Origin of the sequence: Nonomuraea sp. NPDC005983, assembly GCF_040614375.1 — a bacterium.
Lineage (GTDB): Bacteria > Actinomycetota > Actinomycetes > Streptosporangiales > Streptosporangiaceae > Nonomuraea.
The window spans coordinates 28510-53635 of sequence record NZ_JBEXUP010000055.1; the positions used below are offsets into that span (position 1 = coordinate 28510).

General features: G+C 71.1%; 26 protein-coding genes and 1 pseudogene. 16 read left to right on the forward strand and 11 right to left on the reverse strand.

The window, feature by feature from the left end; genetic code table 11:
• Positions 1-26: 26 nt before the first annotated feature.
• Positions 27-614: pseudogene (locus ABZ297_RS23780) on the forward strand (tRNA pseudouridine(38-40) synthase TruA); the annotation flags it as partial.
• A 30-nt stretch (positions 615-644) separates the two neighbouring features.
• On the opposite strand, the gene ABZ297_RS23785 reads toward ABZ297_RS23780, so the two are convergent.
• The 3 genes from ABZ297_RS23785 to ABZ297_RS23795 all read right to left on the reverse strand — a co-directional run bounded on the left by ABZ297_RS23785 (position 645) and on the right by ABZ297_RS23795 (position 4381).
• Positions 645-2654 carry a hypothetical protein gene (locus tag ABZ297_RS23785; protein ID WP_355349984.1) on the reverse strand — a complete coding sequence of 670 codons (2010 nt, stop codon included), beginning with the start codon at positions 2652-2654 and terminating at the stop codon, positions 645-647.
• Positions 2655-2757: 103 nt separating this feature from the next.
• Positions 2758-3612, reverse strand: a complete 855-nt coding sequence (locus ABZ297_RS23790) for a hypothetical protein (RefSeq protein WP_355349987.1) — start codon at positions 3610-3612, stop codon at positions 2758-2760.
• A 25-nt stretch (positions 3613-3637) separates the two neighbouring features.
• Complete coding sequence (locus tag ABZ297_RS23795) at positions 3638-4381, reverse strand: CAP domain-containing protein (protein WP_355349990.1); 744 nt, start codon at positions 4379-4381, stop codon at positions 3638-3640.
• Between the two features lie 321 nt (positions 4382-4702).
• On the opposite strand from ABZ297_RS23795, the gene rplM reads away from it, so the two are divergent.
• From rplM to glmM, 3 genes are read left to right on the forward strand one after another with little or no spacing between them, the layout of a single operon-like run.
• Positions 4703-5146 (forward strand): 50S ribosomal protein L13, encoded by a 444-nt coding sequence (rplM, locus tag ABZ297_RS23800; RefSeq protein WP_355349993.1) that lies wholly within the window; start codon positions 4703-4705, stop codon positions 5144-5146.
• 26 nt (positions 5147-5172) lie between these two features.
• Positions 5173-5694, forward strand: a complete 522-nt coding sequence (rpsI, locus tag ABZ297_RS23805; RefSeq protein ID WP_350803906.1) for a 30S ribosomal protein S9 — start codon at positions 5173-5175, stop codon at positions 5692-5694.
• A 1-nt stretch (position 5695) separates the two neighbouring features.
• Complete coding sequence (glmM, locus tag ABZ297_RS23810) at positions 5696-7042, forward strand: phosphoglucosamine mutase (RefSeq protein WP_355349997.1); 1347 nt, start codon at positions 5696-5698, stop codon at positions 7040-7042.
• Between the two features lie 57 nt (positions 7043-7099).
• Here glmM and ABZ297_RS23815 read toward each other — a convergent pair whose 3' ends face one another.
• The 5 genes from ABZ297_RS23815 to ABZ297_RS23835 form a co-directional block, all read right to left on the reverse strand.
• Positions 7100-7816, reverse strand: a complete 717-nt coding sequence (locus ABZ297_RS23815) for an ABC transporter permease subunit (RefSeq protein ID WP_355350000.1) — start codon at positions 7814-7816, stop codon at positions 7100-7102.
• 264 nt (positions 7817-8080) lie between these two features.
• Entirely contained in the window at positions 8081-8995 is a 915-nt protein-coding gene (locus ABZ297_RS23820) for an ABC transporter ATP-binding protein (protein ID WP_355350003.1), read from the reverse strand.
• Positions 8992-9846, reverse strand: a complete 855-nt coding sequence (locus ABZ297_RS23825) for an ABC transporter permease subunit (RefSeq protein ID WP_355350006.1) — start codon at positions 9844-9846, stop codon at positions 8992-8994. The genes ABZ297_RS23820 and ABZ297_RS23825 overlap by 4 nt, the downstream gene beginning before the upstream one ends.
• Positions 9839-10747 (reverse strand): ABC transporter ATP-binding protein, encoded by a 909-nt coding sequence (locus ABZ297_RS23830; RefSeq protein WP_355350009.1) that lies wholly within the window; start codon positions 10745-10747, stop codon positions 9839-9841. The genes ABZ297_RS23825 and ABZ297_RS23830 overlap by 8 nt, the downstream gene beginning before the upstream one ends.
• A gap of 39 nt (positions 10748-10786) precedes the next feature.
• The gene (locus ABZ297_RS23835; protein ID WP_355350012.1) at positions 10787-11713 is read right to left on the reverse strand and encodes a DUF389 domain-containing protein; all 927 of its coding nucleotides are present in this window, start codon (positions 11711-11713) and stop codon (positions 10787-10789) included.
• Between the two features lie 63 nt (positions 11714-11776).
• On the opposite strand from ABZ297_RS23835, the gene ABZ297_RS23840 reads away from it, so the two are divergent.
• The gene (locus ABZ297_RS23840) at positions 11777-11911 is read left to right on the forward strand and encodes a hypothetical protein (protein WP_355350015.1); all 135 of its coding nucleotides are present in this window, start codon (positions 11777-11779) and stop codon (positions 11909-11911) included.
• Here the strand turns inward: ABZ297_RS23840 and coaA are convergent.
• On the reverse strand, positions 11883-12785 hold the full coding sequence (coaA, locus tag ABZ297_RS23845; RefSeq protein ID WP_355350052.1) for a type I pantothenate kinase: 903 nt from the start codon (positions 12783-12785) through the stop codon (positions 11883-11885). The two genes, ABZ297_RS23840 and coaA, sit on opposite strands and share 29 nt — an antisense overlap.
• A gap of 309 nt (positions 12786-13094) precedes the next feature.
• On the opposite strand from coaA, the gene ABZ297_RS23850 reads away from it, so the two are divergent.
• From ABZ297_RS23850 to tsaD, 11 genes are all read left to right on the forward strand, one after another.
• Positions 13095-13445, forward strand: a complete 351-nt coding sequence (locus ABZ297_RS23850; RefSeq protein ID WP_355350018.1) for a holo-ACP synthase — start codon at positions 13095-13097, stop codon at positions 13443-13445.
• Positions 13446-13454: 9 nt separating this feature from the next.
• Positions 13455-14945, forward strand: a complete 1491-nt coding sequence (locus ABZ297_RS23855; protein ID WP_355350021.1) for an NAD(P)H-hydrate dehydratase — start codon at positions 13455-13457, stop codon at positions 14943-14945.
• A 4-nt stretch (positions 14946-14949) separates the two neighbouring features.
• Positions 14950-16092 carry an alanine racemase gene (gene alr / locus ABZ297_RS23860; protein WP_355350024.1) on the forward strand — a complete coding sequence of 381 codons (1143 nt, stop codon included), beginning with the start codon at positions 14950-14952 and terminating at the stop codon, positions 16090-16092.
• Entirely contained in the window at positions 16089-17138 is a 1050-nt protein-coding gene (locus ABZ297_RS23865; RefSeq protein ID WP_355350027.1) for an alpha/beta hydrolase, read from the forward strand. Before alr ends, ABZ297_RS23865 begins: the two co-directional genes overlap by 4 nt.
• Positions 17138-17647: a tRNA (adenosine(37)-N6)-threonylcarbamoyltransferase complex ATPase subunit type 1 TsaE gene (gene tsaE / locus ABZ297_RS23870; RefSeq protein ID WP_355350030.1), complete on the forward strand. Its 510-nt coding sequence runs from the start codon at positions 17138-17140 to the stop codon at positions 17645-17647. The genes ABZ297_RS23865 and tsaE overlap by 1 nt, the downstream gene beginning before the upstream one ends.
• 129 nt (positions 17648-17776) lie before the next feature.
• A complete protein-coding gene (locus ABZ297_RS23875) occupies positions 17777-18469 on the forward strand; it encodes a hypothetical protein (protein ID WP_355350033.1) in 693 nt (230 codons plus the stop codon).
• A 2-nt stretch (positions 18470-18471) separates the two neighbouring features.
• Entirely contained in the window at positions 18472-19011 is a 540-nt protein-coding gene (locus tag ABZ297_RS23880) for a class F sortase (RefSeq protein WP_355350036.1), read from the forward strand.
• A gap of 55 nt (positions 19012-19066) precedes the next feature.
• Positions 19067-19999, forward strand: coding sequence for an aminoglycoside phosphotransferase family protein (locus ABZ297_RS23885; RefSeq protein WP_355350039.1), 933 nt, complete (start codon positions 19067-19069; stop codon positions 19997-19999).
• A gap of 61 nt (positions 20000-20060) precedes the next feature.
• Positions 20061-20705, forward strand: coding sequence for a tRNA (adenosine(37)-N6)-threonylcarbamoyltransferase complex dimerization subunit type 1 TsaB (gene tsaB / locus ABZ297_RS23890; protein WP_350803972.1), 645 nt, complete (start codon positions 20061-20063; stop codon positions 20703-20705).
• Positions 20706-20716: 11 nt separating this feature from the next.
• Entirely contained in the window at positions 20717-21148 is a 432-nt protein-coding gene (rimI, locus tag ABZ297_RS23895) for a ribosomal protein S18-alanine N-acetyltransferase (RefSeq protein ID WP_355350055.1), read from the forward strand.
• A complete protein-coding gene (gene tsaD / locus ABZ297_RS23900; RefSeq protein ID WP_355350042.1) occupies positions 21141-22172 on the forward strand; it encodes a tRNA (adenosine(37)-N6)-threonylcarbamoyltransferase complex transferase subunit TsaD in 1032 nt (343 codons plus the stop codon). Before rimI ends, tsaD begins: the two co-directional genes overlap by 8 nt.
• A gap of 190 nt (positions 22173-22362) precedes the next feature.
• Here tsaD and ABZ297_RS23905 read toward each other — a convergent pair whose 3' ends face one another.
• Together ABZ297_RS23905 and ABZ297_RS23910 are read right to left on the reverse strand one after the other, a co-directional pair.
• The gene (locus ABZ297_RS23905; protein ID WP_355350045.1) at positions 22363-24048 is read right to left on the reverse strand and encodes a hypothetical protein; all 1686 of its coding nucleotides are present in this window, start codon (positions 24046-24048) and stop codon (positions 22363-22365) included.
• Between the two features lie 205 nt (positions 24049-24253).
• Positions 24254-25126: SAM-dependent methyltransferase (locus ABZ297_RS23910; protein WP_355350048.1), on the reverse strand; the 873-nt coding region annotated here is incomplete at its 5' end.

Genomic DNA, 25126 nt, shown 5'->3' on the forward strand with positions numbered 1-25126 from the left:
GCGAGGAGTTGCCCCTGGACGTGGGTGAGCGGCTTGCTGCGCTGGTGCGACGGCTGGCCGGGGTGCTTGACCCGGATGCGCGGATTCATCGCGTCACAGTCGCTCCTGAGGGCTTTGACGCTCGGTTCGGTGCGATGTCGCGCCGGTACGCCTATCGGGTGAGCGACGCGCCTGGCGGCGTGGACCCGTTGCGGCGGCGCGAGGTGGTCTGGCACAACCGGCCGCTCGACCTTGACGCGATGAACGCGGCCGCCGCGCGGCTGCTGGGTGAGCACGACTTCGCGGCGTTCTGCAAGAAGCGCGAGGGAGCGACCACGATCAGGGAGCTCCAGCGGCTCGAGTGGGTGCGCGATGACGACGGGGTCCTGGTCGCCACGGTGGTGGCCGACGCGTTCTGCCATTCGATGGTGCGGGCCTTGGTGGGGTCGCTGCTGGCCGCCGGTGACGGGCGCAGGCCGGTGGAGTGGCCGGGCGAGGTGCTGACGCGCGCCGTACGGGACTCGGGTGTGCACGTGGCGCCCGCGCACGGGCTCTGCCTGGAAGAGGTCACGTATCCGCCGGACGAGGAACTGGCGACACGGGCCGCCCTCACCCGCCGGGTCCGGACGCTCTGACGGAGGCCCTGGCGGGCTCCCGCCAGAGGGTCAGCCCTTGGCGAGGCGGCGTTCCAGGACGAGGGACATCTGGTCGCGGAAGGCGCTGCTCAACTTGCTGAGGGCCTTCTCCTTGGACGTGGGAGTGTGCCCGTCGGCGTAGGTGGCGTAGCTGAACACGATGTAGCGCCCCCAGACGAGCCCGGCCGCGTAGCCGCCCGCGATGTGGACGCGGTCGCCGCCCGTGCCCGCCGCCGCCGGAAGCGCGCGGAACCACAGGTTGCGGCCGAGGTTCTTCGCCTGGTCGGCCTCGATGGCGGCCTCCCTGGTGGGAAGGACGGCGATGCCGGTCGTCACCGCGTACCGCTTCTTGGAGTCGACGTAGGTCGCCCTCAGCACGCGGCTGCACTTCTGGTCCCGCAGCGCGTCGGCGAAGGGGCCCGCGGCCGCCTGGCCGCAGTTCGTCGCCAGGTTCGTCTTGACCCTGTTGAACGCCGATCCCGCCGCCTGGATCTTCTTCTGGGGGAAGGCCTCGGTGAGTGACAACTTCTTGGGGTCCGTCTCCTCGGAGTTCAGCATGGACGCGCTCGGCTGCTCCGGGGGCGGGCTGGTGGAAGGGGAGGCGGTGGACGTGGGGGCGGCGGCCTGGGACTTGGCGGGCGAGGCGCTCGGAGCGCTGGACGTCGCCTTGTAGGCGAAGAAGCCTCCGGTGGCGACTCCGGCCATCGCCAGCACGCCGAGCGTGACCAGCAGGGCCTTCCTGCTTCTGCCGCGCTGGGGGGCGGGAGGCGGGAGCTGGAACTGCGGCTGCTTGAACGCGCCCGGCGGGAAGGCGGGGCCGCCGTGCGGCGGGGTGGGCTGGTCGCCGAGGGCCGGAGGGAGGGCCAGTGGCGTGCGGGTGGCCGGTTGGGTGGACTTCCCGCTCCAGATGTCCGCGCCGAACGGCAGCTCTGGGAGTCGGTCGCTCTGAGGGGACTCGTGGGCGGGCAGCGGTGGCCACACCGGCACGTCTCCGGGCTCGGCCGGACGCGCCTGGACGTTGGGGTCGAACAGCGACGGAGGCGTGCTGTCGGAGGGCGGTGAACCCTTCGTGACTGCGCCGAAGGGCGGCGGGCCCGCGTTGAGGGAGTGCGGCGCGGTGGCGTTGGGGTCGGGTTGCTGGGGCGCGGGGATGTTCGGGACGAGCTGGTGCGGCGCTGTCGCGTTGGGGTCGGTGTCGTCCGGCGCTGTGGCGTTCCATCCCGCCTGACGTGGTGCGGTCGGGGCCGGGTGGGTGTCTTCCGGTGTGGTGGTGTTCCAGCCGGTCTGTCGTGGTGTGGTCGCGTTGGGGTCGGTGTCTTCCGGCGTTGTGGTGTTCCAGCCGGTCTGACGTGGTGGGGTCGGGTTCGGGTCGGTGTCTTCCGGCGCGGTGGCGTTCCAGCGCGCCTGTCGTGGTGTCGTCGCGTACGGGTCCCGCGGCTGCGGTGCCGCAGGCGTGGCTTCGGCGGCGGGGGCGCCGGACGCGGGCTCGTCCTCGGTGTCGGGGTCGAGTTCGCCGGTGGCGGCCGGCCACGGCGGCGTGGTGGGCGGGCCGCCCGGGGGCCACACCTGCATGCCTGCTGCCGCCGCGGTGAAGGCCGGAGGCGGCTCCCATGGGGGAGAGCCAGGGGGCGCCCAGGCGTCGGCGGGCGTCGCCGCGGCGGTTACCTGCGGGTGGTCGTGGTTGACGACCGGGCAGCCGGCGGGCGGAAGGGCGGACTCGCCCGGGGCGTCCGCGAACCAGTCGTACGGGGCGGCGTCGTCCTCGGAGACCTCCCATGGCTGCGCGCCGGGGAAGGCAGGGAGAGTGCCCTCACCGGGCTCGGGCTCGGGCGGGCTGGTCTGGGGGACGTCCCGCCACGCGCCGGGGGACCACGCCTCGAACGGCGGCGGGCCGGAAGGCTCGCTGCCCGGCGGGTCGACGTCCGGTTGTGGAACGTTCTGATCGGTCGGCGGCTGCTGGCCGAAGCTCGGCGGCGGCGTCGCCGGTGTGGCCGAGCCGTCGGATTCCCTACGCTCGTGCTCAGACCCAGGTCCCCGCATAAGGGCGAGCCTAGCGAGAGTGGCGAGATCGTCATGCCGGTATGGGCGTTCCCGGCCGGATCGGCAGCCCTGTTTGCCCTCCTAACTCGTCGAAAGACCGAGTTCAGGCCGGGTAGCCGGTCAGGGTCCGGGAGTCCAGGGCCTTGAAGACGCTCGCCTTGGTGAAGTCGTCGACCGCCTCGAAGAGTCGCTTGGTGCCCTTCTTGTCGGGCTTCGTGCCGTCCTTGGTCTGCACCCAGACCATCACGGCGTAGTGGCCGTGAGTCCACACCTTGGTGCCGCCGCTGCCCGTGCCGACGAGCTTGGTGACGGAGTCCTTGCCGGCCAGCGGCTTGACGTAGTTCTTCTGGTCGCCGATGGCCGCCACCTTGCCCGCGTTCGTGGCGGTGCTGAGGTTGGCGACGCCGACGGTGCCGATCACCTTGCCGCCCTTGTCGCGGAAGCTGGCGCGTACCAGCTGGGTGCACTTGGCCTTCTTGAGCGCCTTCTGGAGCTTGTCGCCGATCACCACGTCAGCGCACTTCTTGGCCTTGCCGGTGACCGTCATCTCGTACGAGCGGCCCTCGAAGGCGAGCTTCTTCGTCGGGAACAGCTCCTTGACCGTGAGCGGCTCCGGGTCGGTCGACCGGTTCTCCGCGAAGCCGTACTTGCCGGGGGGCGTCGTCGGGAGCGGCGCGGACGACGGCCGGCTCGCCTCGGTCTCCGCCGACTGCGGCCCATCGGCGTTCCACATCACCCACAGGCCGGCGCCGAGCAGGCCCAGCACCGCCACTCCGCCGATCGCGAACCAGAGCGGGCCGCGGGAGCGCTTGCCTTCGGCGTAGGGGCTCCACGTCTGGGCTCGGGGGGCGGCAGGCTCCTTGGCCTTGTCGCGAGGCTCCTTGGTCTTGTCGCGGTCCTTACGGGAGCGGCGGGGGACGCTCTGCGTGCTGGACTCGCCTTCCTCGGGAAAACCCATGCGGGTGACACTATCGCGAGGCGGCTCAGGGATAACCGAAGTCCTGCGTCCACCACGGCCCGCCGGGCCCGGTCACGACGCCCACCCCGATCGTGCCGAGCCGGCAGTTGAGGATGTTCTTCCGGTGGTCGGGGCTGGCGAGCCAGGCGTCCACCGCCTCTTGGGGGGACGAGTAACCGCGTCCGATGTTCTCGGCGGCGCCCAGGCCGTACCCGGCGCGCTCCATCCGGTCCCACGGCGAGGAGCCGTCGGGGGAGTCGTGCGAGAACCGGCCGGTACGGGCCATCTCCAGCGAGTGCGTACGGGCTGAGCGGGTGAGCCTGGAATCGACCCTGAGCCGACGGCATCCCTGCTCGACCCTGGCGGTGTTGGTGAGCGTGACGACCTGGGACGCCATCGCCGGAAGCGCTTCGACGGGCTGCCCGCCGAGCACCTGTGTGGGGTCCTCCGCGGTGAAGCCGGGCACCTCGCCCGTTGGACGTCTGGTCGGCTTGGACGTCACCCTGCCGCGCGGGACGGCTGTGGTGATCTCCCTGGCCACCCGGCCGGCGTGCTGCTGCGACTTCTTGGGCGTCGGCACGGCCTTCAGCGCGGCCGCGGGCGGGGCGGTCTCGTTGAGGTAGACGTGGCCGGTCGGCTCGGCCGTGTCGGACAGCCGTCCGAGCAGCACGCCCGTGAACAGGGCGGCCATGAGGCAGGCGAGGGCCCCCAGATGGTTCCGGCGCCTTGCGCTCCGCTGGGTGTGCCGGTTGAGAAAGCTCTGCCACATGCCGGAGCCCACGATAGAGAGGAGAGGTCCTGGTGAAGAAGGGGTCCCAGGGAACCGAAATCGAACCGTTCTATGTCAGGTAGACTCGACGCGGGTTACCGGTCTTTTGACCACCACCCGTTAGGGCAGGTAGCCTAATCGTTCGTTGTGTGCATAGGTCCTGCGTGACCGATGCGCGGCGCGTCCGGCGTCATCTCCCATCAGCGACCCATTCGGGCGGGGAGACGGAAGGTCCGGGCCGTCGTGTGCCCGCACCGACCGACCAATGTAGCTGTCACATCCGACAGCGCCGAAGACGCGAGCATAAAGAAGGCTACGACCGTGCGCACGTACTCACCGAAGCCCGCCGACGTCCAGCGTCAGTGGTACGTCATCGACGCGACCGATGTCGTGCTGGGCCGGCTGGCCAGCCACGTCGCGACCCTGCTCCGCGGCAAGCACAAGCCGATCTTCGCCAACCACGTCGACACCGGTGACTTCGTCATCGTCATCAACGCCGACAAGATCGCGCTGAGCGGCAACAAGCTTGAGCAGAAGAAGGCGTACCGCCACTCGGGCTACCCGGGCGGTCTGCGTTCCGTCAGCTACGGCGAGCTCATGGAGAAGCGGCCCGACAAGGCCGTCGAGAAGGCCGTCAAGGGCATGCTGCCGAAGAACTCCCTCGGCCGGAAGATGGCCAAGAAGCTGAAGGTCTACGCGGGTTCCGAGCACCCGCACCAGGCCCAGCAGCCGGTGCCGTTCGAGATCACCCAGATCGCCCAGTAGTAGTTCGAAAGAGTTAGAGGAGAACCGTGGCTGAGCCCACCGGTGTCGAGACGGCCGTCGAGGCCGAGCTGGAGGACTACTCCGGCGAGGAGTTCCCGTCCGAGTACACCACCGAATCCACCGCCAGCGCTGACGCTCCCGTGCGTAAGCCCGTCACCACGGGCAACTCGTACGGCACCGGCCGCCGCAAGGAGGCGATCGCCCGCGTGCGCATCGTCCCCGGCACCGGCAAGTGGACGATCAACGGTCGTTCGCTTGACGTCTACTTCCCGAACAAGGTCCACCAGCAGATCGTCAACGAGCCCTTCGTGGTGCTCGGGGCCGAGGAGGCCTTCGACGTCATCGCGCGCATCGACGGCGGTGGCGTGACCGGCCAGGCGGGCGCGCTCCGCATGGGCCTGTCCCGCGCGCTGGCGATCCTGGACGTCGAGGTCAACCGCCCGCCGCTGAAGAAGGCCGGCTTCCTCACCCGTGACGCCCGCGCCACGGAGCGGAAGAAGTACGGCCTCAAGAAGGCCCGTAAGGCTCCGCAGTACAGCAAGCGCTAAATTGGGGCGCCTTTTCGGCACCGACGGGGTACGTGGGGTCGCGGGTCGCGACCTCACCGCCGAGCTCGCCATGGACCTCTCGGTCGCGGCGGCTCACGTCCTCGGCGATGCAGGCGCGTTCACCGCTACCGGGCGCCGTCCGGTAGCGGTCGTAGGCCGGGACCCGCGTGCCTCGGGAGAGTTTCTCGAGGCCGCTGTGGTCGCCGGCCTCGCGTCGTCCGGAGTGGATGTGCTGCGCCTCGGCGTGCTGCCCACCCCGGCCGTCGCCCACCTCACGTCCGCGCTCGGCGCCGACCTCGGCGTCATGCTGTCGGCGTCGCACAACCCGGCGCCCGACAACGGCATCAAGTTCCTGGCGCGCGGCGGCTTCAAGCTGTCCGACGCGGTCGAGGACGAGATCGAGCGGCGGCTCGGCGAGGAATGGAGCTTTCCCGTCGGCTCGGCGGTCGGGCGCGTCCGCGACGCGTACGGCGAGGCCGACCGCTACATCTCGCACGTGCTGACCTCCATCGACGGCAGGCTCGACGGCCTCGACATCGTCGTCGACTGCGCCCACGGCGCCGCCCACATGGTGGCTCCTGAAGCGCTGGTGCGTGCGGGGGCCAGGGTCGAGGCGATCGGCGCGAGGCCCGACGGCCTCAACATCAACGCCGGGCACGGCTCCACCCACCTCGACAAGCTGCAGCAGATCGTCGTCTCGCGCGGCGCCGACCTCGGCATCGCCTACGACGGCGACGCCGACCGCTGCCTCGCGGTCGACCACACGGGCGCGATCGTCGACGGCGACCAGATCATGGCGATCCTCGCGGCCGCCATGCACGCTGAGGGCACGCTGGCCAAGGACACCGTGGTCGCGACCGTGATGTCCAACCTGGGCTTCAAGCTGGCGATGCGCGACGCGGGCATCAACGTGATCGAGACCGCGGTGGGCGACCGCTACGTGCTGGAGCGGATGAAGTCCGACGGTTACAACCTGGGCGGCGAACAGTCGGGGCACGTCATCCTGCTCGACCACGCCACCACGGGCGACGGCCTGCTCACCTCGCTCCACCTGCTGTCGGTGGTGGCGGCCTCGGGCAGGTCGCTCAGGGAGCTGGCGGCCGTCATGACCCCGCTGCCGCAGATCCTGATCAACGTCAAGGACGTCGACAGGGCCAAGTCCACGGCGTCCGAGCTCACGGCGGCCGTGGCTGAGGCCGAGGCGGAGCTCGGGGAGACGGGCCGCGTCCTGATCAGGCCGAGCGGCACCGAACCGATGATCCGCGTCATGGTCGAGGCCTCCTCGGAGGACCAGGCCACCAAGGTCGCGGAACGCCTGGCGGACGTCGTCCGCGCCGCCTGCGCCTGACCCCGGCCCGGCCTGCACCAGGCACACCCGTGCAGGCCGCGCCGGGACGTCGGCGGGCTACTCGTCGCCTGTCAGGGAGAACGCGCGCAGGCGCTGTCCGGCCCAGAAGACGGCGACGACGGTCACGATCACCAGGGCCGGGATCGCGAAGCCGAGGGTGACGTCGGCCTTCAGGAACGGCGAGTCGGAGACCTGGTCGGCGATCGACTGGGCCCACTGCTGGATGGAGAAGTCCTTCGCCCCGCGCACGAGGTTGCCGATAAGGCCCTCCCAGACCAGGGCGTAGATGATGCCGATCGTCACCGCGTGGCGGGTGATCACCCCCAGGAGGAGGAAGACGGCGGCGTAGGCGATGCCCGCTGCCAGGGCGCCCAGGGCGTAGCCGGGGGCGATGCCGTCCTCGTTGCCCACCAGCAGCCAGGCCGCGACGTACGTCGGGACCGCGGCGAACACCGCCAGCAGGGACGCCGCCACCAGGAACTTGGTCTGGGCGATGGCGGGGCGGGAGATCGGCTTGGACATCAGGTGGATGATCGTGCCGTCGTCGATCTCGGGGGCGATCACGCCGGTGCCCGCGATGAGGCCGAGCAGCGGCAGCATGGTGCTGATGGCGAACTTCTCCATCAGCATCCAGGCCGAGCGCTGGTCGTCGTTGCCCGTCAGGCGGAGCAGCAGGGCCAGGCCGATCAGCGCGAGCGGGAGCAGGATCAGCAGCACGATCCGGCGCCTGCCGAGCAGCGCCCGGTAAGTGATGCCGGCAATGACTGTGTTCAAGGCCTCACTCCGTTCGGCGGCTCGGTCGCTGAGGTCCGGCGTCTTCCTTCGTCGCTGTGGTCGCTTCGCTCCCGCCGCTCCTCTGTCCAGACGCCGGCGCTCCCTCGCGGGTTCATGGCCTCACTCCGTTCGGCGGCTCGGTCGCTGGGGTCCGGCGGCTTCCTTCGTCGCTGTGGTCGCTTCGCTCCCGCCGCTCCTCTGTCCAGACGCTCCGCGGGTTCATGGCCGCGCTGTGGGAGGCGGCTGGGGGTCGGTGGGGTGGCATCAGGTGCTCCGGGTGATCAGGTAGGCGAAGACGCTTTCGAGGTCTTCGTCGGCGGGGGAGACCTGGTGCAGGCTGATCCCTTCTGCGCGGGCGACGCGCGGCAGCAGCCAGGCGAAGCGCCGGTACTCGACGGCGCGCACCTCCAGCCCGTCGGGGCCGAGTTCCACGCCGCCCGCCGAGCTGTCGACGATCAGGGCGGCGGCGAGTTTCCTGTCGTCGCTGGAGCGGATCCTGAACAGGTGGGGCCTGTCGGTCATCAGCCGGCGGATCTCGCGGAAGTTGCCGGACGCCGCGTGCCTGCCCGCCACCAGGACCTCGATGTGCTGGGCGACCCGCTCGACCTCCTCCAGGATGTGCGAGCTGAACAGGATGGTCTTGCCCGAAGCCCCCATGGCACGGATGAGGTCCATCAGGTGCATGCGCTGGCGCGGGTCCATGCCGTTGAACGGCTCGTCGAGCAGCAGCACGGGCGGGTCGTGGACGAGCGCGGCGGCGACCTTCATCCGCTGGCGCATGCCCTTGGAGTAGGTCTCGACGCGGCGGTCCTTGGGTTCCTCCATCTCGACCGTGGCCAGCGCCTTGCGGGCGGCTCCGACGGGGTCGGGCAGGCCGTGCAGCCTGGCCGCCGAGAGGACGAACTGCCAGCCGGTGAGGAAGCCGTACACTCCCTCCCGCTCCGGCACGAGACCGATATTTCGGTAAACGTGGTGGTTCTTCCAGACGGGTTTGCCGTCCAGCGTGACCGTGCCGCCCGACGCGGCCAAGAAGCCCGACATCATGTGCAGCAGCGTCGACTTGCCGGCGCCGTTGGGGCCGAGCAGGCCGGTGACACCCGGGCCGATGGTCATCGTGACGTCGTTGACGGCCACCACGTTGCCGTACCAGCGCGAGACCTGGGAGAGCTCGATCTTCATCGCGAGGCCGCCTTCCGGTAGCGAAGCGCGAGGACCGCCGCCGCGACGGCGACCAGCACGACCACGATGACGGCGGGAACGGGCCCGGATGGATAGCCGCCCTCGGAGTTGGGCGTGGTGCCGAACAACCACACCTGCACGGCGTCGACCAGCCAGAACGGGTTGATCAGCCAGGCCCATCTGGCGGCGGCGTCGTTGCCGGTGGAGGTCAGCGTCGCGTAGATCACCGGGACGGAGGCCGACGCGAGCAGGTACACGGCGATGACCGAGGCCACCCCCAGCCCGCGCCTGGGCGTCAGCGAGGCGAGCGCCAGCCCGAACGACGACAGCAGGACGGACAGCACCGCCGCCATCGCCAGCGCGCCCAGGTACTCCTTGGTCTGCGGCGGGCCCTTGAGGTCCACGAGCAGCTCGCCCACGTAGATCAGCGTCAGCGGGACGGCGACCAGCAGGAACAACGCCACCGTCATGGCCACGACCTTGGCGCCGACGTACTCGCCGATCGTGACGGGACGCGACAGGTACAGCGGCAGCACCCGATAGCGCAGGTCGGGAGCCACCACGGTGGGCGCCTGCGAGGCCAGGAAGATCGCCAGGACGGGCTGCATGAAGACGGCGAACCCGCTGTAGCTCATCCCGCGCTGCTTCATCAGGGCCATCATCGCGACCGACACCACGGCGGGCAGCAGCATGATGACGCCCAGGGCGAACGGCATGATCTTGCTGCGCGCGGTGCGTCCGAGGCCGAAGACGCCGCGCAGGCTGTGGACGGCGAGCGCCCGCGAGGAGTAGCCGCGGCCGTGCCGGGGGCCGTCGTAGTGGCGGTAGCCGATGTCGTAGATCTCAGACATTCGTGGCCTCCTCCCTGAAGACGTCCTCGATGCGGTGGCGGCCCTGCTCCAGGCGGATCAGGCAGAGGTCGAGGTCGACGGTGGCGTCGCGGATGACGTCGAACGTCTCGGGCCCGAGCACCTTGACGAGCAGCAGACGCCCGTGCGGGGTGACGGTCTGGCCCAGCTGCGCCAGGCGTTCCGCCAGCGGCTGCGTGCCCTCCTCCACCTCGACCGTGACGGTCTGGGTCGACTGGGTGAACTCGGCGATCGCGGACGAGCGCAGCAGCCGCCCGGCGTCGATCACGACGACGTGGTCGCAGATGCGTTCCAGCTCACCGAGCAGGTGGGACGTGACGAGCACGCTGATGCCGAACTCGGTGCCGATGCGCCTGATCAGCATGAGCATCTCGTCGCGTCCGCGCGGGTCGAGGCCGTTGGTGGGCTCGTCCAGGAAGATCAGTTTGGGGTCGTGCACGAGCGCCTGGGCCAGCTTGACCCGCTGCTTCATGCCCGTGGAGTAGCCGCCGATCGCTCGGTAGCGCTCTTCGGCCAGGCCGACGTGGCGCAGCACGTCGGCGGCGCGTTCGCGGGCCGCCGTGCGCGGCAGCCCGGACATCTGGGCGAGATGGACGACGAACTCGGTGGCGGACACGTCGGGCGGCAGACAGTCGTGCTCGGGCATGTAGCCGACACGGCGGCGGATCTGCGGGCCCTGCTCGGTCACGTCCAGGTCGAGCACGCGGGCGCTGCCCGCGGACGGCGGCAGCAGGCCCAGCATGATCTTGATCAGCGTCGACTTGCCCGCGCCGTTCGCGCCGACCAGCCCGGTGACGCCGGGCCCGACGCTGACCGTGAGCTGGTCGAGCGCGGTGACGGTCGGGAAGCGTTTGGTCAGCCCCTCGGTCGCGAGGATGTGCATGATCCGGACCCTACCCGCAGGGGGGCCGTCCGGCCTCGTTCAAAGGGATGAACGGCGTCCTACCTGAGGCCAGAATCTGCGCTGGACCATCAGCGTCACGGTGCCGGAGATGACCATCCCGAGGATGTTCAGCGCGAGCTGCGCGACCGAGCCGGGAACCTCCTTCCAGTCGCTCAGCGCGAGCGCGACCGCCACGTACCCGGCGGCGGGAACCGTGGTGACCGAGATGAAGACGCCGACCAGCGCGGACGACTTGCCCGCCGTGACCGACAGCACCCCGGCCCCGCCCGCGAGCAGCGCCACGATGAACGACCAGCGGTCGGGCTTGACGATGAACTGGACCTCCGCGTTGATCTGCAGGTTGTGCGGGTCGATCCACCCCAGCCAGTACGAGACCAGCGCGCAGGCGAACGTCACCGCGATCCCGGCCGTGAAGCCGACGACGAGCGTCCTGAGAGACGTGGTGACCAGCCGCCACCTGCCGCCCAGGAGGCCGAAGCAGATCGCCGCGATCGCGCCGAACTCCGGGCCGAGCACCATCGCGCCGACGATCAGGATGGGGGAGTTCTGCAGCACGCCGATGCCGGCGAGCTGTGTCGCGATGGCCATGAACGCCAGGTACGCCCAGGTGATCTGGGAGTCGGCTCGCACCTTGTGTGCGAGCTCCTCCCAGATCACCGCGTCGTCGGGCTCGCCGGGGGCCTCCTCGACGGCGTCCTCCGCCACCTTGGACAGCGCGAGGTCGACCTGCTCGATGGCGATCGACCCCTCCTCCTTCAGCCACTTGAGCCGGTCGATCACCTCGTTGCCCGACTCGCGCGCCACGTCGCAGAGGATCAGGTCGCCGCGGGGCTCGCGCGCCGCCCCCGGCACGATGACGATGTTGGTGACGCCTGGGCAGTCGTCCAACACCGCCGAGACCTCGTCGGTGCGGGGGTGTGGGCTGATCAGTCTCAAATGGAGCACGAGCCCCATTGTCGACTATCCGATATTGATGATCTATTGACCGCCGTCCGGGAGGCTTGTCCCATGATGACGTTCACCTGCCACGGTCAGGACGAGGAATGCTGGTTCGCCGACATCGACGACCAGGGGTGCGCGGGCCGGTTCGCGAGCTACCTGTTCGAGGAGACGTTCAGGTTCGGCGAAGCCGTACCCGCCTGACCGAGTGGTCACGCCCCTTCTGCAGGACGAGGTCGGCCCGGCCGCGGGTGGGGGCGATGTTCTCGACCAGGTTGCGCTCGTTGATGTCGCGCCAGACGTTGACCGCGAACTCCGTCGCCTCGTCGTAGGAGAGTTCGGCGATGTACTTGAAGTACGACTTCGGGTCCTCGAAGGCGGTCCGGCGCAGCTTGTGGAAGCGGTCGACGTACCAGGTGCGGACGTCCTCCACCTTGGCGTCGACGTAGATCGAGAAGTCGAAGTAGTCGTTGACGGCCAAGGCGGTGGGCGGGGCGGGCTGGAGGACGTTGAGCCCCTCGATGATCAGGATGTCGGGGTTCTTCACGAGCTGGGTCTCGCCGGGGACGATGTCGTACTCGAGGTGGCTGTAGATCGGGGCCCGTACCTCGGGCATACCCGCCTTCGCTTCGGCCACGAACCGCACCAGCGCCCTGCGGTCGTAGCTCTCCGGGAAGCCCTTGCGGTGCATGATCCCCTTGGCCTCCAGCACCGCGTTCGGGTAGAGGAAACTGTCGGTGGTGATCAGTTCGACGTGCGGGTGCTCGGGCCAGCGGGCCAGCAGCGTGTGCAGCAGCCGCGCCGTCGTCGACTTCCCGACCGCGACGCTGCCCGCGATGCCCAGGACGTACGGGACGCGCTGCTCGGGGTGCCCGAGGAACGCACTCAGCACGCTGCTGCGCTGTTTGGATCCGGTGAAGTGCAGGTTCAGCAGCCGGGTGAGAGGAAGGTAGATGTCGGTGACTTCAGTGAGGTCGATGGGGTCGTCGATGCCGCGTAGCTCTTCCAGCTCTTCTGCGGTGAGAGTCAAGGGCGTGTTCTTGCGGAGTTCGCTCCACTGCTCCCTGCTCAGTTCCACGTAGCCGTTGGTCACCTAGGCAGCGTAGCGACGCGCGGCAAACCGGCCCTCGGCCGGGTCGCGCCTCCCGTCCGTCCACAGCCTGTGGACAAAATCATGGGATTGCCGACACCCAGTTCGGGGAATGCCTATCCTTTCGCACCTCCGAAGCGGCGAAACCTGGGATGCGGCACGGCGTTCGGAGCGCCGGGCGCCACCTTCGGCCCCGGCGGGCTGACGCTGTACGTCAACGTCCAGTCCGCGGTGGGGCGCTCGTTCGCCATCTGGGGCCCCTGGGAGAAGGGCGCCTTCTGACCGTAGCCTTGGGTGATGATCCTGGGCATCGGTGTGGACGTGGTGGACATCGACCGGTTCGGCAGATCGCTCGAACGCACGCCTAACCTGCGCGAACGGCTGTTCACCGAGGGCGAGCGGCCGTTGCCGGTGCACTCGCTGGCGGCCAGGTTCGCCGCCAAGGAGGCGGTGGCCAAGGCGCTGGGCGCGCCGAAGGGGCTCGCCCATCTGGAGGCCGAGGTGCGCTGCGACGCGCTCGGCAAGCCCGAGCTGCACGTCTCGGGCAAGGTCGCGGAGGTCGCCTACGGGCTGGGCGTCAAGCGCTGGCACGTGTCTCTCAGCCACGACGCGGGCGTGGCCGTGGCCTACGTGATCGCGGAGGGATAGCTTCTGATCATGCGTACCGCGTACACGGCCGACCAGATCAGGGCGGCGGAACAGGGGCTGATGGCCACGCTGCCGGAGGGTGCGCTCATGCAACGGGCCGCCGCCGGGCTCGCCGCCGTCTGCGCGCCCCTGCTCGGACGGGTGTACGGCTCGCGCGTCCTGGTGCTGGTCGGCAGCGGCGACAACGGCGGCGACGCCCTGTACGCCGCGGCCAGGCTGGCCAGGCGCGGGGCCAGGGCCGAGGCCGTGCTCGCCGGGGCGAGGACCCACCAGGCGGCGCTGGAGGCGTTCCTCGCCGCCGGCGGCCGGGTCGCCGACGCCACCGCGATCGAGCACGCGGACCTGGTCATCGACGGCCTGGTCGGCATCGGCGCGGCGGGCGCGCTGCGCGAGCCGTACGCGGGGCTGGCGCTCGCCGCCAACGCCGCGCCCGCGATGGTGGTCGCCGTGGACGTGCCCAGCGGCGTGGACGCCGGCACCGGGGCCGTTGAGGGGGCCGCCATCGAGGCCCAGGTGACCGTGACGATGGGCGCCTACAAGACCGGGCTGCTCGTCGATCCCGGGGCCGCGCACGTGGGTGCGGTCGAGCTGATCGACATCGGGCTCGGGCCGTACCTGCCCGATCCGGACGTCGCCGCCCTCACCCACGGCGACCTGGACGTCCTGCTGCCGCGTCCGGCAGGTGAGTCCGACAAGTACCGCAGGGGCGTGCTCGGTATCGCGGCGGGCAGCGACCTGTACACCGGCGCGGCCGTGCTGGCGGTCGGCGGGGCGCTGCGGGCGGGTGCCGGCATGGTGCGCTACGCCGGGCCGAGCGCGCCGATCGCGCAGGTGCGCTCGCACTGGCCGGAGGCCGTCGTCACCGAGCTGGACCACCCGTCGATCGCCGAGGTCGGACGGGTGCAGGCGTGGGTGCTCGGTCCGGGGCTCGGCACCGGCGACTGGGCGCACGAGCTGGCCGCCCAGGTGCTGGCCAGCGATGTGCCCGTGCTGGTCGACGCCGACGCGCTCACCCTGGTCGCCAGGGACAGGGGGCTGCTCAGGCGTGCCGCGCCCGTGCTGATCACGCCGCACGCGGGCGAGCTGTCGCGGCTGATCAGAGCCGACCGCGACCAGATCGAGGGACGCAGGCTGGAGCACGCCCGCAGGGCGGCGGCGGAGCTGGGCGTGACCGTGCTGCTCAAGGGGTCCACCACGGTCGTGGCCGAGCAGGACAGGCCGGTTCGGGTGAACGGGACGGGCACCTCGTGGCTGGCCACGGGCGGCACGGGCGACGTCCTGTCGGGGGTGGCGGGCTCGCTGCTGGCGCAGGGGCTGAGCTGCTACGACGCCGGATCGTGCGGCGCCTACCTGCACGGGCTGGCGGGGCGCATCGCGGCCTGCGGCGCCCCGCTGACGGCGGCCGACGTCGCGGCGGCGCTGCCCTCGGCCATCCGCGCGGTGAAGGCGCGCGGCGGCCCGGGATTCGCGCTCGACCACGTCGGCGAGCTGCCAAACTAGAGGGATGTACTCCCCGAAGGCGACGCCCGCCGAGGCCCGCGTGGATCTGGCCGCCATCAGGCACAACGTCGCGCTCCTCAAGGAGCACGCGGCCGGCGCCGAGCTGATGGGCGCCGTCAAGGCCGACGCCTACGGTCACGGTCTGGTCCCCGCCTCGAAGGCCGTCCTGGAGGGCGGCGCGAGCAGGCTCGGCACCGCCTACATCAGGGAGGCGCTGGCGCTGCGCGAGGCGGGCGTCACCGCGCCGGTGCTGTCGTGGATCATCACCCCGGGCGAGCCCCTCGACGAGGCCCTGGAGGCCGACGTCGAGCTGTCGGCCGCCGACGAGGGGCTGCTCGACGAGATCGCCGCCGCGGCCCGCCTCACCGGGCGCACCGCCCGCATGCACCTGGAGGCCGACACCGGCATGGGCAGGGGCGGCGCGCCGCTGGCCGCCTGGCCGGGCCTGCTGGCCAAGGCGCTGGCGCTGCGGGCCGAGGGCGTCGTGGAGATCGTCGGGCTCTGGTCGCACTTCGCCTGCTCCGACATGCCCGGCCATCCCTCGATCGAGCTGCAGATCGACGCGTTCGACACCGCGCTGAAGATGGCCGAGCAGGCCGGCGCGGGCGGGTCCCACGTGATCAGGCATCTCGCCAACTCCGCCGCCACCGTCACGCTGCCGCGGGCCCGCTACGACATGGTCCGCACGGGCATCGCGATGTACGGGCTCAGCCCCATCCCTGAGCTCGGCGACCTCGGGTTCGTCCCGGCGATGACGCTGGTGGCCAGGGTCGCGCTGGCCAAGCGGGTGCCCGAGGGCTCGGGCGTCTCCTACGGGCACCTGTACGTCACCGACCGCGAGACCACACTCGGGCTGGTCCCGCTCGGGTACGCCGACGGGATCCTCCGGCACGCGACCGGGCGCGCCGAGGTGCTGGCAGGGGGCCGTCGAAGGACGGTCACCGGCAGGGTGTGCATGGACCAGTTCATGATCGACATGGGCGACGACCCGCTGCGGGCAGGCGACGAGGTGGTCCTGTTCGGGCCGGGAGGGGAGGGGGAGCCGACCGTTCAGGAGTGGGCGGATACCCTCGGCACGATTACACATGAGATCGTGACCAGGATCGGTTCGCGGGTGCCACGGGTGTACAAGGGATGGGCGACATGACGACGACAACACGGCAGAAGGTCGGGATCGCCGGCGCGATCGTCGGTGCCGCGTCGGCAGGCGTCGCGGCGGCCGCGCTGGCCAAGCGCTACGCGGTGGGCCGGATCAGGCTGCGTCCCGACATCGAGGCCAGTGAGCCGTTCGGCGAGTTGCGCGGCAGGGAGCGCACGCTGATCACCTCCGACGGGACGGCCCTGCACGTCGAGATCGACGGGCCGGAGGACGCGCCGCTGACGATCGTGTTCTGCCACGGCTACTGCCTCAGCCTGGAGTCCTGGCACTACCAGCGCAGAGACCTGCGTGAGAACTACCGCATGGTGCTGTGGGACCAGCGTTCGCACGGCAGGTCCCAGCGCGGCACCGCCGCCGACAGCACCATCGACCGGCTGGGCGACGACCTGGCCGAGGTGATCGAGCGGTTCGTGCCCGGCCCCTGCGTGCTGGTCGGCCACTCCATGGGCGGCATGACGATCATGGCGCTCGCCGACCGGCATCCCGAGTTGTTCGGCGACAAGATCCGCGCGGTGTCGCTCATCGCCACGTCCGCGGGCAAGCTGGCCGAGATCACGCTGGGCCTGCCCGCGCTGGTGTCGAAGGTCGTGCACAAGGTCGCCCCCACGACGGTCTCGATGCTTGGCAGGCGTGGCGCGCTGGTCGACCGCACCAGGAGCGTCGGCAGCGACATCGCCTTCCTGATCACCCGCTACATGGGCTTCGGCGACTCGAAGAACGTCAGCCCCACCCTGGTCGACTTCGCCGAGTCGATGATCCGTGCGACCCCCACCGAGGTGATCGCCGACTTCTACCCCGCCCTGATGAACCACGACAAGCTTCAGGCCCTCCACGTCCTCGACCCGGTGCCCACGGCGATCCTGGTGGGCGCCAAAGACTGGCTGACCCCGCCCGAGCACAGCGCGGCGATCGCGGCGGCGTTGCCCGAGGCGCAGCTCACCGAGGTCCCCGACACCTCCCACCTGATTCAGCTGGAGCGTCCTGGCGTGGTGAACGACGCGCTGCGGGAGCTGATCAAGCGCGTGGAGCTGTGATGGAGCGACTCGCGACGGCCGACGAGATGCGGGCGTACGGCACCCGGCTGGCCGCCCGGCTGCGCCCCGGCGACCTGGTGGTCCTGTCGGGGCCGCTGGGCGCGGGCAAGACCACGCTGGTGCAGGGCATCGCCGAGGGGCTCAAGGTACGCGGCCCGATCACCTCGCCCACCTTCGTGATCGCCAGGGTCCACCCTTCGCTGGGGGAGGGGCCGCCGCTCGTGCACGCCGACGCCTACCGCCTCGGCGGCGACCTGGAGGTCGACGACCTCGACCTCGACGCCTCGCTGGAGGAGTCGGTGACGGTCGTCGAGTGGGGCGAGGGCCTGGTGGAGGGGCTGTCGGAGGACCGCCTGGAGATCCACATCGACCGCGAGTCGGGCGACGACGCCCGCATCGTGACCCTGCGCGGCGTCGGCCCCCGATGGGCCGGCACAGAGGCCCGCACAGGGGCCGACAGGGGGGTCGACGGAGGGGCCGACACGCCGTCTGATCCGGCCGAAGAGTAAAACCCGCGCCATCGCCGGGTCTGGCTGGCACCCTTGACGTACCCGGCCATTGATATGAAACATGATCATTGGCTGGGGTTCGCCCGGATTTTCTGGGTATCAGGAGGGGCAGCATCCCAAAATCTGGGGATGCTTTTCGGCAAGACGGCAAAGTGGGGTGCGGCGGTGCTCAGGGTCAGGCGGGTCGCGTACGCGGGAGCCATTGTCACGATCGGCCTGGTCGGATGCTCCGCTTCAGCGGAGACCACACCGACCGCCACGCCCTCGGGTACGGCGACGTCGTCGACGTCCGCCACCCCGACCGGGTCTCCTCCCGCCACCAGGAAGGCCATCGACGTCCAGCTCAACCCCGACAGCGTCACCGCGGGCGAGACGTCGAAGGTGTGGATCCTGGCCAACTGCCCCGTCCCGACCGGCGGGCCCGCGCACACCGGCACCGCCACCTCCAAGGCGTTCATCTCCGGCGTCTCGCTCAACCCGGTACCCGCGTCCTCGGCCACGCCGACCGCGACGGGCGCGCCCGCCAACACCCCGTGGGTGCGCGGCGAGGCGCAGGTGTCGGGCACGGTCAAGCGCGGCTCCTACAGCGTGGACGTCAAGTGCGACGGCACCAACGACATCGGCAAGGCCACGCTGAAGGTCGTCAAGGCGGAGGCCCTCCCGACCGGCGTGCCCACGAAGGCGCCGAGAGCGGGCGGCGGCGGCACGTACGCCAAGGACGTCTCCGACGAGTCCACGGTGCCGCTCGGCCCCGCGGGCGTCGTCCTCGGGCTGGCGCTGGCGGCGGGCATCGGGGTGGCGATCAAGCGCCGCAGGGCCTAGCCATGGCCCGCAAGGGAGCGGTGGTCCTCGCGGGGGCCGCCACGGGGTTGGTGCTGGTCGCGTTCGGCAGGTCCCTGCAGACCACCCCGCAGAGCGCCGGGGCGTCCGTGGTGCCCGAGAGCATCGACATCCCGTCGATCGACGTCGAGGCGCCGCTGATGAAGCTCGGGCTGAGCAAGGACGGCGAGGTCGAGCTGCCGCCGTACGAGAAGCCCAAGATGGCGGGCTGGTTCTCGGGCAGCGCGGTGCCGGGTGAGAAGGGCGCCTCGGTGATCGTCGGGCACGTCGACACCAAGACCGCGCCCGCCGTCTTCTTCAAGCTGCGCCAGGTCCGCAAGGGCGAGATCGTCAAGGTGGAGCGGAGCGACGGCAAGGTCGTCGAGTACAAGGTCGACTCGATCGAGCAGGTGCACAAGGACAGCTTCCCGGCCAAACGGGTCTACGTCGACGACGGGCTCAAGCTGGTGACCTGCGGCGGCAAGTTCGACTACGCCAAGGGCGAGTACGTCGACAACATCATCGTCTACGCCTCCAAAGCCTGACCCGCTCCCCGGTAGCTGCCGGAAAACCGGTTGTCCGGTCCCGGAAGATGGGGAGATGAGCGTAGACAGCAACCCGCCCGCCTCAGGCTCGCGGGTTCCCTGGCAGGAGGTCCACCCGGCCGCCCGCGACGCCGTCGAGGAGTTCCTCGGCGGGCGCGTGGTCGAGGCGGTCACGCAGACGAACGGGTTCTCGCCCGCCGCGGCGGTGCGGCTGCGCGCCGCCAACGGCCGCCGCGCCTTCGTCAAGGCCGTCGGGCCCGAGCCGAACGCCGAGAGCGTCGTCATCTACCGCGCTGAGGCCAGGATCGCCGCGTCGCTGCCGGGCTCCGCCCCCGCTCCTCGGCTGCTGCACAGCTTCGAGGTCGACGGCTGGGTGGTGCTGATCTTCGAGGACGTCGAGGGCCACCACCCCGCGATGCCGTGGCGGCGCGACGAGCTGGACCGGGTGCTGGAGGCCGTTCGGCGGATGTCGAGTGCGCTCACGCCGTCGCCGATCGACGCGCCCACGGTCGGCGAGCGGTTCGGCGACTCCTTTCGCGGCTGGCGCAGGCTCCTCGGCGAGGACACCACCGGCCTCGACCCCTGGGCGCTCAGGAACCTCGACGGGCTGGCGGAGCTGGAGTCCGGCTGGGTCGAGGCGGCCGCCGGCGACACGCTCGTCCACGCCGACCTGCGGGCCGACAACGTGCTGCTCACCGACGACGGCCGGGTGTACGCGGTGGACTGGCCGTGGGCGTCCGTCGGGGCGCCCTGGTTCGACGTGATCGGCATGCTGCCGTCGGTCGCCATGCAGGGCGGGCCGCCTCCGCAGGAGCTCTTCCCCGATCCCGACCCGGCCGCCACGGCGGTGCTCGCCGCGTTCGCGGGGTTCCTGGTGCGGCAGGGACGCCAGGCGCCGCCTCCGGGGCTGCCCACCGTGCGGGCGTTCCAGCTGGCCCAGGGCGCGGTCGCGGTCGAGTGGCTCAAGCTGCGCACCGGCTGGGCCTGAGCGTCCGGCAGGCGGGCGGATGGGCGGGGTCTGGGCCGTCCGGCGGGTAGGCTAGACAGTCGTGCTGGTCCTGGCCTTTGATACCGCGACTCCTGCCGTCACCGCGGCCCTTCACGACGGTGAGCGGGTGCTCGCCGAGTCGACGACGATCGACGCCCGCCGTCACGGCGAGTTGCTCGTCCCCACCGTCGAGCGCGTGCTGGCGGAGGCGGGCGCCGCGTTGCGCGACGTCACCGCCGTCGTCGCGGGCAGCGGCCCCGGCCCCTACACGGGCCTGCGCGTCGGGCTGATGACCGCGCAGGGGCTCGCCACCACGCTCGGCGTCCCCGCGTACGGCGTGTGCACGCTCGACGCGGTCGCCTACGGCAGCGGGCTCTCGGAGCCGTTCCTCGCGGCCACGGACGCGCGGCGCAAGGAGGTGTTCTGGGCGCGCTACTCCGACCTGCGCACCAGGCTCGCCGGGCCGTTCGTCGACAGGCCCGCGGACGTGCCGGTCGAGGGTCTGCCGGTGATCGGCGCGGGCGCCGCCCTTTATCCCGAAATATTGGGGCACAGCGCGGCTCCTCCGTACCCCTACGCCGGCGCTCTGGCCTCTCTGGCGGCCGAGCGGCTCGCGGCGGGAACCCCCCTCGACCCGCCACGCCCGATCTACCTGCGGCGGCCCGACGCGGTGGTGCCCGGAGCGCCCAAGAAGGTGACGGCGTGAACCTCCGCCAGATGACCGAAGCCGACCTGCCCATGGTCATGGCCATCGAGCGCACCACGTTCCCGCTCGACGCCTGGAGCGAGGGCATGATGCGCGGCGAGCTGGCCGACCAGCCCCGCAGCAGGCACTACGTGGTGGCGCTCGTCGACGGCGTGATCGTCGGGTACGCCGGCCTGGCGGCCGCCGCCGACCAGGCCGACGTCCAGACCATCGCCGTCCTGGAGGCGCACCAGGGCAGCGGCATCGGCGGCGCCATGCTGACCGAGCTGCTCGCCGAGGCCCGCAGGCGCGGCGCCCGCGAGATGTTCCTGGAGGTCCGGTCCGACAACCCGCGGGCGCGCGGCGTGTACGAGCACTTCGGGTTCACCGAGATCGGCCTGCGGCGGCGCTACTACGACGACGGAACCGACGCGATCATGATGAGAAGGAACCTGGATGGCTGACGAACCGCTGGTCCTCGGCATCGAGACCTCCTGCGACGAGACCGGCGTCGGCATCGTCAGAGGGCACACGCTGCTGGCCAACACGATCGCCTCCAGCATGGAGGAGCACGCCCGCTTCGGCGGCGTCGTGCCCGAGGTCGCCTCGCGCGCCCACCTGGAGGCGATGACCCCCACGGTGGAGAAGGCGCTGGCGCAGGCCGGGCTGACCTTCTCCGACATCGACGCGATCGCGGTGACCGCGGGCCCCGGGCTCGCCGGCGCGCTGCTGGTCGGCGTCGCCGCGGCCAAGGCGTACTCGCTGGGGCTCGGCGTGCCGCTCTACGGGGTCAACCACCTGGCCGCGCACGTCGCCGTCGACCAGCTCGAACACGGCCCGCTGCCCAAGCCGTGCGTCGCGCTGCTCGTGTCGGGCGGCCACTCGTCGCTGCTCCTCGTCCCGGACGTGGCCGAGGACGTGATCTCGCTCGGCTCCACCGTCGACGACGCGGCGGGCGAGGCGTTCGACAAGGTGGCACGGGTGCTCGGCCTGCCGTTCCCCGGCGGCCCGCACATCGACAGGGCCGCCACGTCCGGCTCCGGCACCGCCGTCGCCTTCCCCCGAGGCAAGATCGACGACGGCACGCTCGACTTCTCCTTCTCCGGGCTGAAGACCGCCGTCGCGCGCTGGGTGGAGGCCCGTGAGGCGTCCGGCCAGTCGATCCACGTGCCCGACGTGGCCGCCTCGTTCCAGGAGGCCGTCGTGGACGTGCTGACCCGCAAGGCGCTCCAGGCGTGCAAGAAGTACGACGTCCACGACCTGCTGATCGGCGGTGGCGTGGCGGCCAACTCGCGGCTGCGCGCGCTCGCCCAGGAGCGGTGCGACGCGGCGGGCGTGCGGCTGCGCGTGCCGCGTCCGGGGCTGTGCACCGACAACGGCGCCATGGTCGCGGCCCTCGGCTCGAACCTGGTCGCGGCCGGGGTGAGCCCGTCCACGCTGGAGATCCCCGCCGACTCCTCGCTGCCGATCACCACAGTCCACGTGTGACGCCCTCGGGGTGGCTCGGGAAGGCGGGAGCCCCTGCTTCGCCCGGCTCGCGCAGAGCCTGATGCGGGTGCCCACAGGGTAGGTGGGGCCCCGCTGTGCGGAGCGGGGCCCCTCAGCGGTCGGTCCACCGGGCGTTTCGGCCCTGTGGCGCTTCCGCCGGGAACGCGCCTGCCGTTCCGGCCCTCCGCCCTCAGTCCTTCGTCCTGGACGGGCGGAGGAGGGCTTCGGCCAGCGCGAGCATGGTCTCCTCCAGGGCTCCCAGCCGCTTGGTGAGGTCGCCGGTGGCGGGGGTGACGATGTCGGTGACGGTCTGGGCGACCTCGTCGCGGTCGGGACGCGCCTGGACCATCTCCGCGAGCGCGGCGGCGGCCGCCTCCACCCGCCCGGCCTGGTCGGCCGTCTGAGAGTCGAGCAGCTCGCTCATCCGTGTGCCGATGCCGAGCGTGGTGGGGAGCTGACCGACGCGCTGGTTGACCGCCTCGACCCGGTCGTCGACGGCCTCCAGCTGCTCGCCCGCCTGCTCCGCCCGCGCGGCCAGGCCCGTGAGCTGCGTGTCGAGCCCGTCGAAGCGGGTGGCGAGCTGGGCGTCGACGGCGTCGAGACGGGTGTTGACGCGGTTCTCCGCGCTCTCGATACGACTGTCGGCGGTGTCGTGGCGGATGGTCAGCCGCTCTTCGACCTCGCCGAGGCGCTCGTCGAGCGTTTCGAGGTGGTTGTCGAGGTTGTTGAAGCGGCCCTCGTTGCGGGTGGCCGCCTCGGTGAGGTGCTGGTCGGTGCCCGCCAGGGCTTGGTCGAGCGCGCCGAAGCGGCTGTCGACGCGGCCGTTGAGCTGGTCGAAGCGGTCGTCGTGGCGGCTCAGGTGGGCATCGACCGCAGTGAGCCGCTTGCCGGCCGTGTCGAGCTGGTCGTCGACTGAGGTGATGCGCTTGTCGACGCCGTCGAGACGGGAGTCGACGCCGCCGAGACGGGTCTCGATGTCGGTCAGGCTCTCGTCGGCCGACTCGATGCGGCCGTCGACGCTGCTGAGCCTGGTGTCGATGGCCAGCAGCCTGCCGTCGACCCGCTCGGCCCGGCCGTCGAGCCCGTCGAGACGGCCTGACAGGCGCTGCTCGGTCTCGCCGAGATGGCTGGTGAGGCGGTGCTCCGCGGCGTCGATCTTGATGCTCACCTGCTCGGTGACCGAGCTGAGCCGGTCGGTGGTGGCGGCCAACCTGGCCTCGACGGTTTCCGGCAGGCCGAGCACGGCGGACTCGATGCGGTCGGCCCGCGCCGCCAGCTCGGCGATCGACTTGTCGAGCCTGGAGAAGCGGTTGGCGGCGGCCTCCATGCTGACGTTGAGCTGGCCCAGCTTGGTGGCGAAGTCTCCCATCCGGCCGGCCAGCCCGTCGGCGCCGTCGGTGCCGTCGAGCAGCGACTGCAGCCGCTTGAGCGTCTTGTCGACGCTCTCGCCCACGGTGCCGAGGTCGGCCCGCAGGCCGGGCAGCTCGGCCACCGGCGAGACCAGCTCGTTGACCGACTCGATGCGCGCGTCGACGGTGCCGACCTGCTCGCTCACGGCGTCGACGTGATCGCGGACCACCTCGATGTGCTGGGCCAGGCCCTCGGCCCACATCGGCGGCTTGGCCGTGATGTCGTCGAGGCGGCCGCTCACGGTCTCCAGGGTGCCGCTGAGGCCGCCGAGCTCGCGTTCGCGTACCTCGCGCAGCAGCCACTCCATGCCTTCGAGGCGCTGGCGGATCTCGTCGAGGACGGCTCCCTGCGTGCGCTGCTCGTAGACGTGATCCTGGCTGACCCGCGCGAGCAGATCCCGCATCCTCTCGTTGATGGCCCGTTCGCTGCCTGCCTGCAGAAGGCCGGTGTGGTTGGAATGATCCACCGAAAGCTCCTTCGACGCCGACGGTCTGCCATAGTCGGTAGGTCCGGTTTGCTGATGAAAGAAGGAGGAACGCGGTTAAGCGCAACAGGGGAGAACTCCCGCCCGCCCACCTTAGCCTTTCGATCAAGGTCCGTCAGGGGCGCGGAAGAAGTTCGTGATTATCGATGGATCGCCCTGATTTGTCATTCCCGCAGGTCAGCGCGGGTCAGCGCTGGTCGCAAATGAGGACGGAGGGGCGGTCCATGACTCGCGTCAAGATGATTGTCGCTGATTTATCGCCAGAAAGGCGACGGTGCAATTCGCTGCGCAGCCGGTCGATGTCGACCGCCGATCCCCGCTTTTTGACGACGACATTTCCGATTTCTCGTTCCCTGAGCGCGGCGCGCAGCCGTTTCACCGAGAACGGCATCACGTCCCGCACCTCGTACCGGGCGGCCCAGGGGGTGTCGACGGGCTCGTCGGCCGTGATGTAGGCGATCATCGGGTCGGCCAGCCGTCCGCCGACGAGCTCGGCCACCTCGCCCACGAGGTGCGCCCTGATCGCGGCGCCGTCGGGCTCGTACACGTAGCGGCCGACGGGCCCGATTGGGGCCGTCACGCCGGTCGCGGTGAGCGTGTGCCCGCCCGGGAGCAGCGTGGCGCGCCGGACGAGCCCCGTCGCGGCCCCGCCGGTCCACAGCGAAGCCTCCTTCACCTCGCCCCGGTACGACACCCACTCGGCCTCCGCGCCGTCGGGGATGAACTCGTACGGGATGCCGGGGGCGACCTTGAGGCACGCCCGCCCGGCCCGGGACAGCAGGTCGAGCACCACCGGCCACGGCGGCGAGTAGGCCATCGGGTCGAACGTCCGCCCCCGGGAGGAGCCGCTGGGGGCCCGGCGGGCCGGGTCGGCGAACAGGACGTCGTAGCCCTCGGGCGCGGCCTCGGCCGCGTCGCCCACCGTGACCGTCACCCTGTCGGAGAGCCCGAGCGCCTCGGCGTTGGCTCTGGCCACGGCGACGGTCAGCGGGTCGGTGTCGAGCGCGTCGACCATGCAGCCGGCGCGGGCCAGCGCGACGAGGTCGCCGCCGACCCCGCA

What these genes read in the sequence shown, in the direction of transcription:
- ABZ297_RS23875 (WP_355350033.1), top strand. Translation starts at nt 17,777, where the DNA reads ATGCTTTTCGGCAAGACGGCAAAGTGGGGTGCGGCGGTGCTCAGGGTC.
- ABZ297_RS23880 (WP_355350036.1), top strand. Translation starts at nt 18,472, where the DNA reads ATGGCCCGCAAGGGAGCGGTGGTCCTCGCGGGGGCCGCCACGGGGTTG.
- tsaE (WP_355350030.1), top strand. Translation starts at nt 17,138, where the DNA reads ATGGAGCGACTCGCGACGGCCGACGAGATGCGGGCGTACGGCACCCGG.
- ABZ297_RS23830 (WP_355350009.1), bottom strand. Translation starts at nt 10,747, where the DNA reads ATGCACATCCTCGCGACCGAGGGGCTGACCAAACGCTTCCCGACCGTC.
- ABZ297_RS23790 (WP_355349987.1), bottom strand. Translation starts at nt 3,612, where the DNA reads ATGGGTTTTCCCGAGGAAGGCGAGTCCAGCACGCAGAGCGTCCCCCGC.
- ABZ297_RS23820 (WP_355350003.1), bottom strand. Translation starts at nt 8,995, where the DNA reads ATGAAGATCGAGCTCTCCCAGGTCTCGCGCTGGTACGGCAACGTGGTG.
- alr (WP_355350024.1), top strand. Translation starts at nt 14,950, where the DNA reads ATGTACTCCCCGAAGGCGACGCCCGCCGAGGCCCGCGTGGATCTGGCC.
- ABZ297_RS23840 (WP_355350015.1), top strand. Translation starts at nt 11,777, where the DNA reads ATGATGACGTTCACCTGCCACGGTCAGGACGAGGAATGCTGGTTCGCC.
- ABZ297_RS23865 (WP_355350027.1), top strand. Translation starts at nt 16,089, where the DNA reads ATGACGACGACAACACGGCAGAAGGTCGGGATCGCCGGCGCGATCGTC.
- ABZ297_RS23825 (WP_355350006.1), bottom strand. Translation starts at nt 9,846, where the DNA reads ATGTCTGAGATCTACGACATCGGCTACCGCCACTACGACGGCCCCCGG.
- ABZ297_RS23855 (WP_355350021.1), top strand. Translation starts at nt 13,455, where the DNA reads ATGCGTACCGCGTACACGGCCGACCAGATCAGGGCGGCGGAACAGGGG.
- ABZ297_RS23785 (WP_355349984.1), bottom strand. Translation starts at nt 2,654, where the DNA reads ATGCGGGGACCTGGGTCTGAGCACGAGCGTAGGGAATCCGACGGCTCG.
- rimI (WP_355350055.1), top strand. Translation starts at nt 20,717, where the DNA reads ATGACCGAAGCCGACCTGCCCATGGTCATGGCCATCGAGCGCACCACG.
- ABZ297_RS23850 (WP_355350018.1), top strand. Translation starts at nt 13,095, where the DNA reads ATGATCCTGGGCATCGGTGTGGACGTGGTGGACATCGACCGGTTCGGC.
- tsaD (WP_355350042.1), top strand. Translation starts at nt 21,141, where the DNA reads ATGGCTGACGAACCGCTGGTCCTCGGCATCGAGACCTCCTGCGACGAG.
- ABZ297_RS23885 (WP_355350039.1), top strand. Translation starts at nt 19,067, where the DNA reads ATGAGCGTAGACAGCAACCCGCCCGCCTCAGGCTCGCGGGTTCCCTGG.
- ABZ297_RS23795 (WP_355349990.1), bottom strand. Translation starts at nt 4,381, where the DNA reads ATGTGGCAGAGCTTTCTCAACCGGCACACCCAGCGGAGCGCAAGGCGC.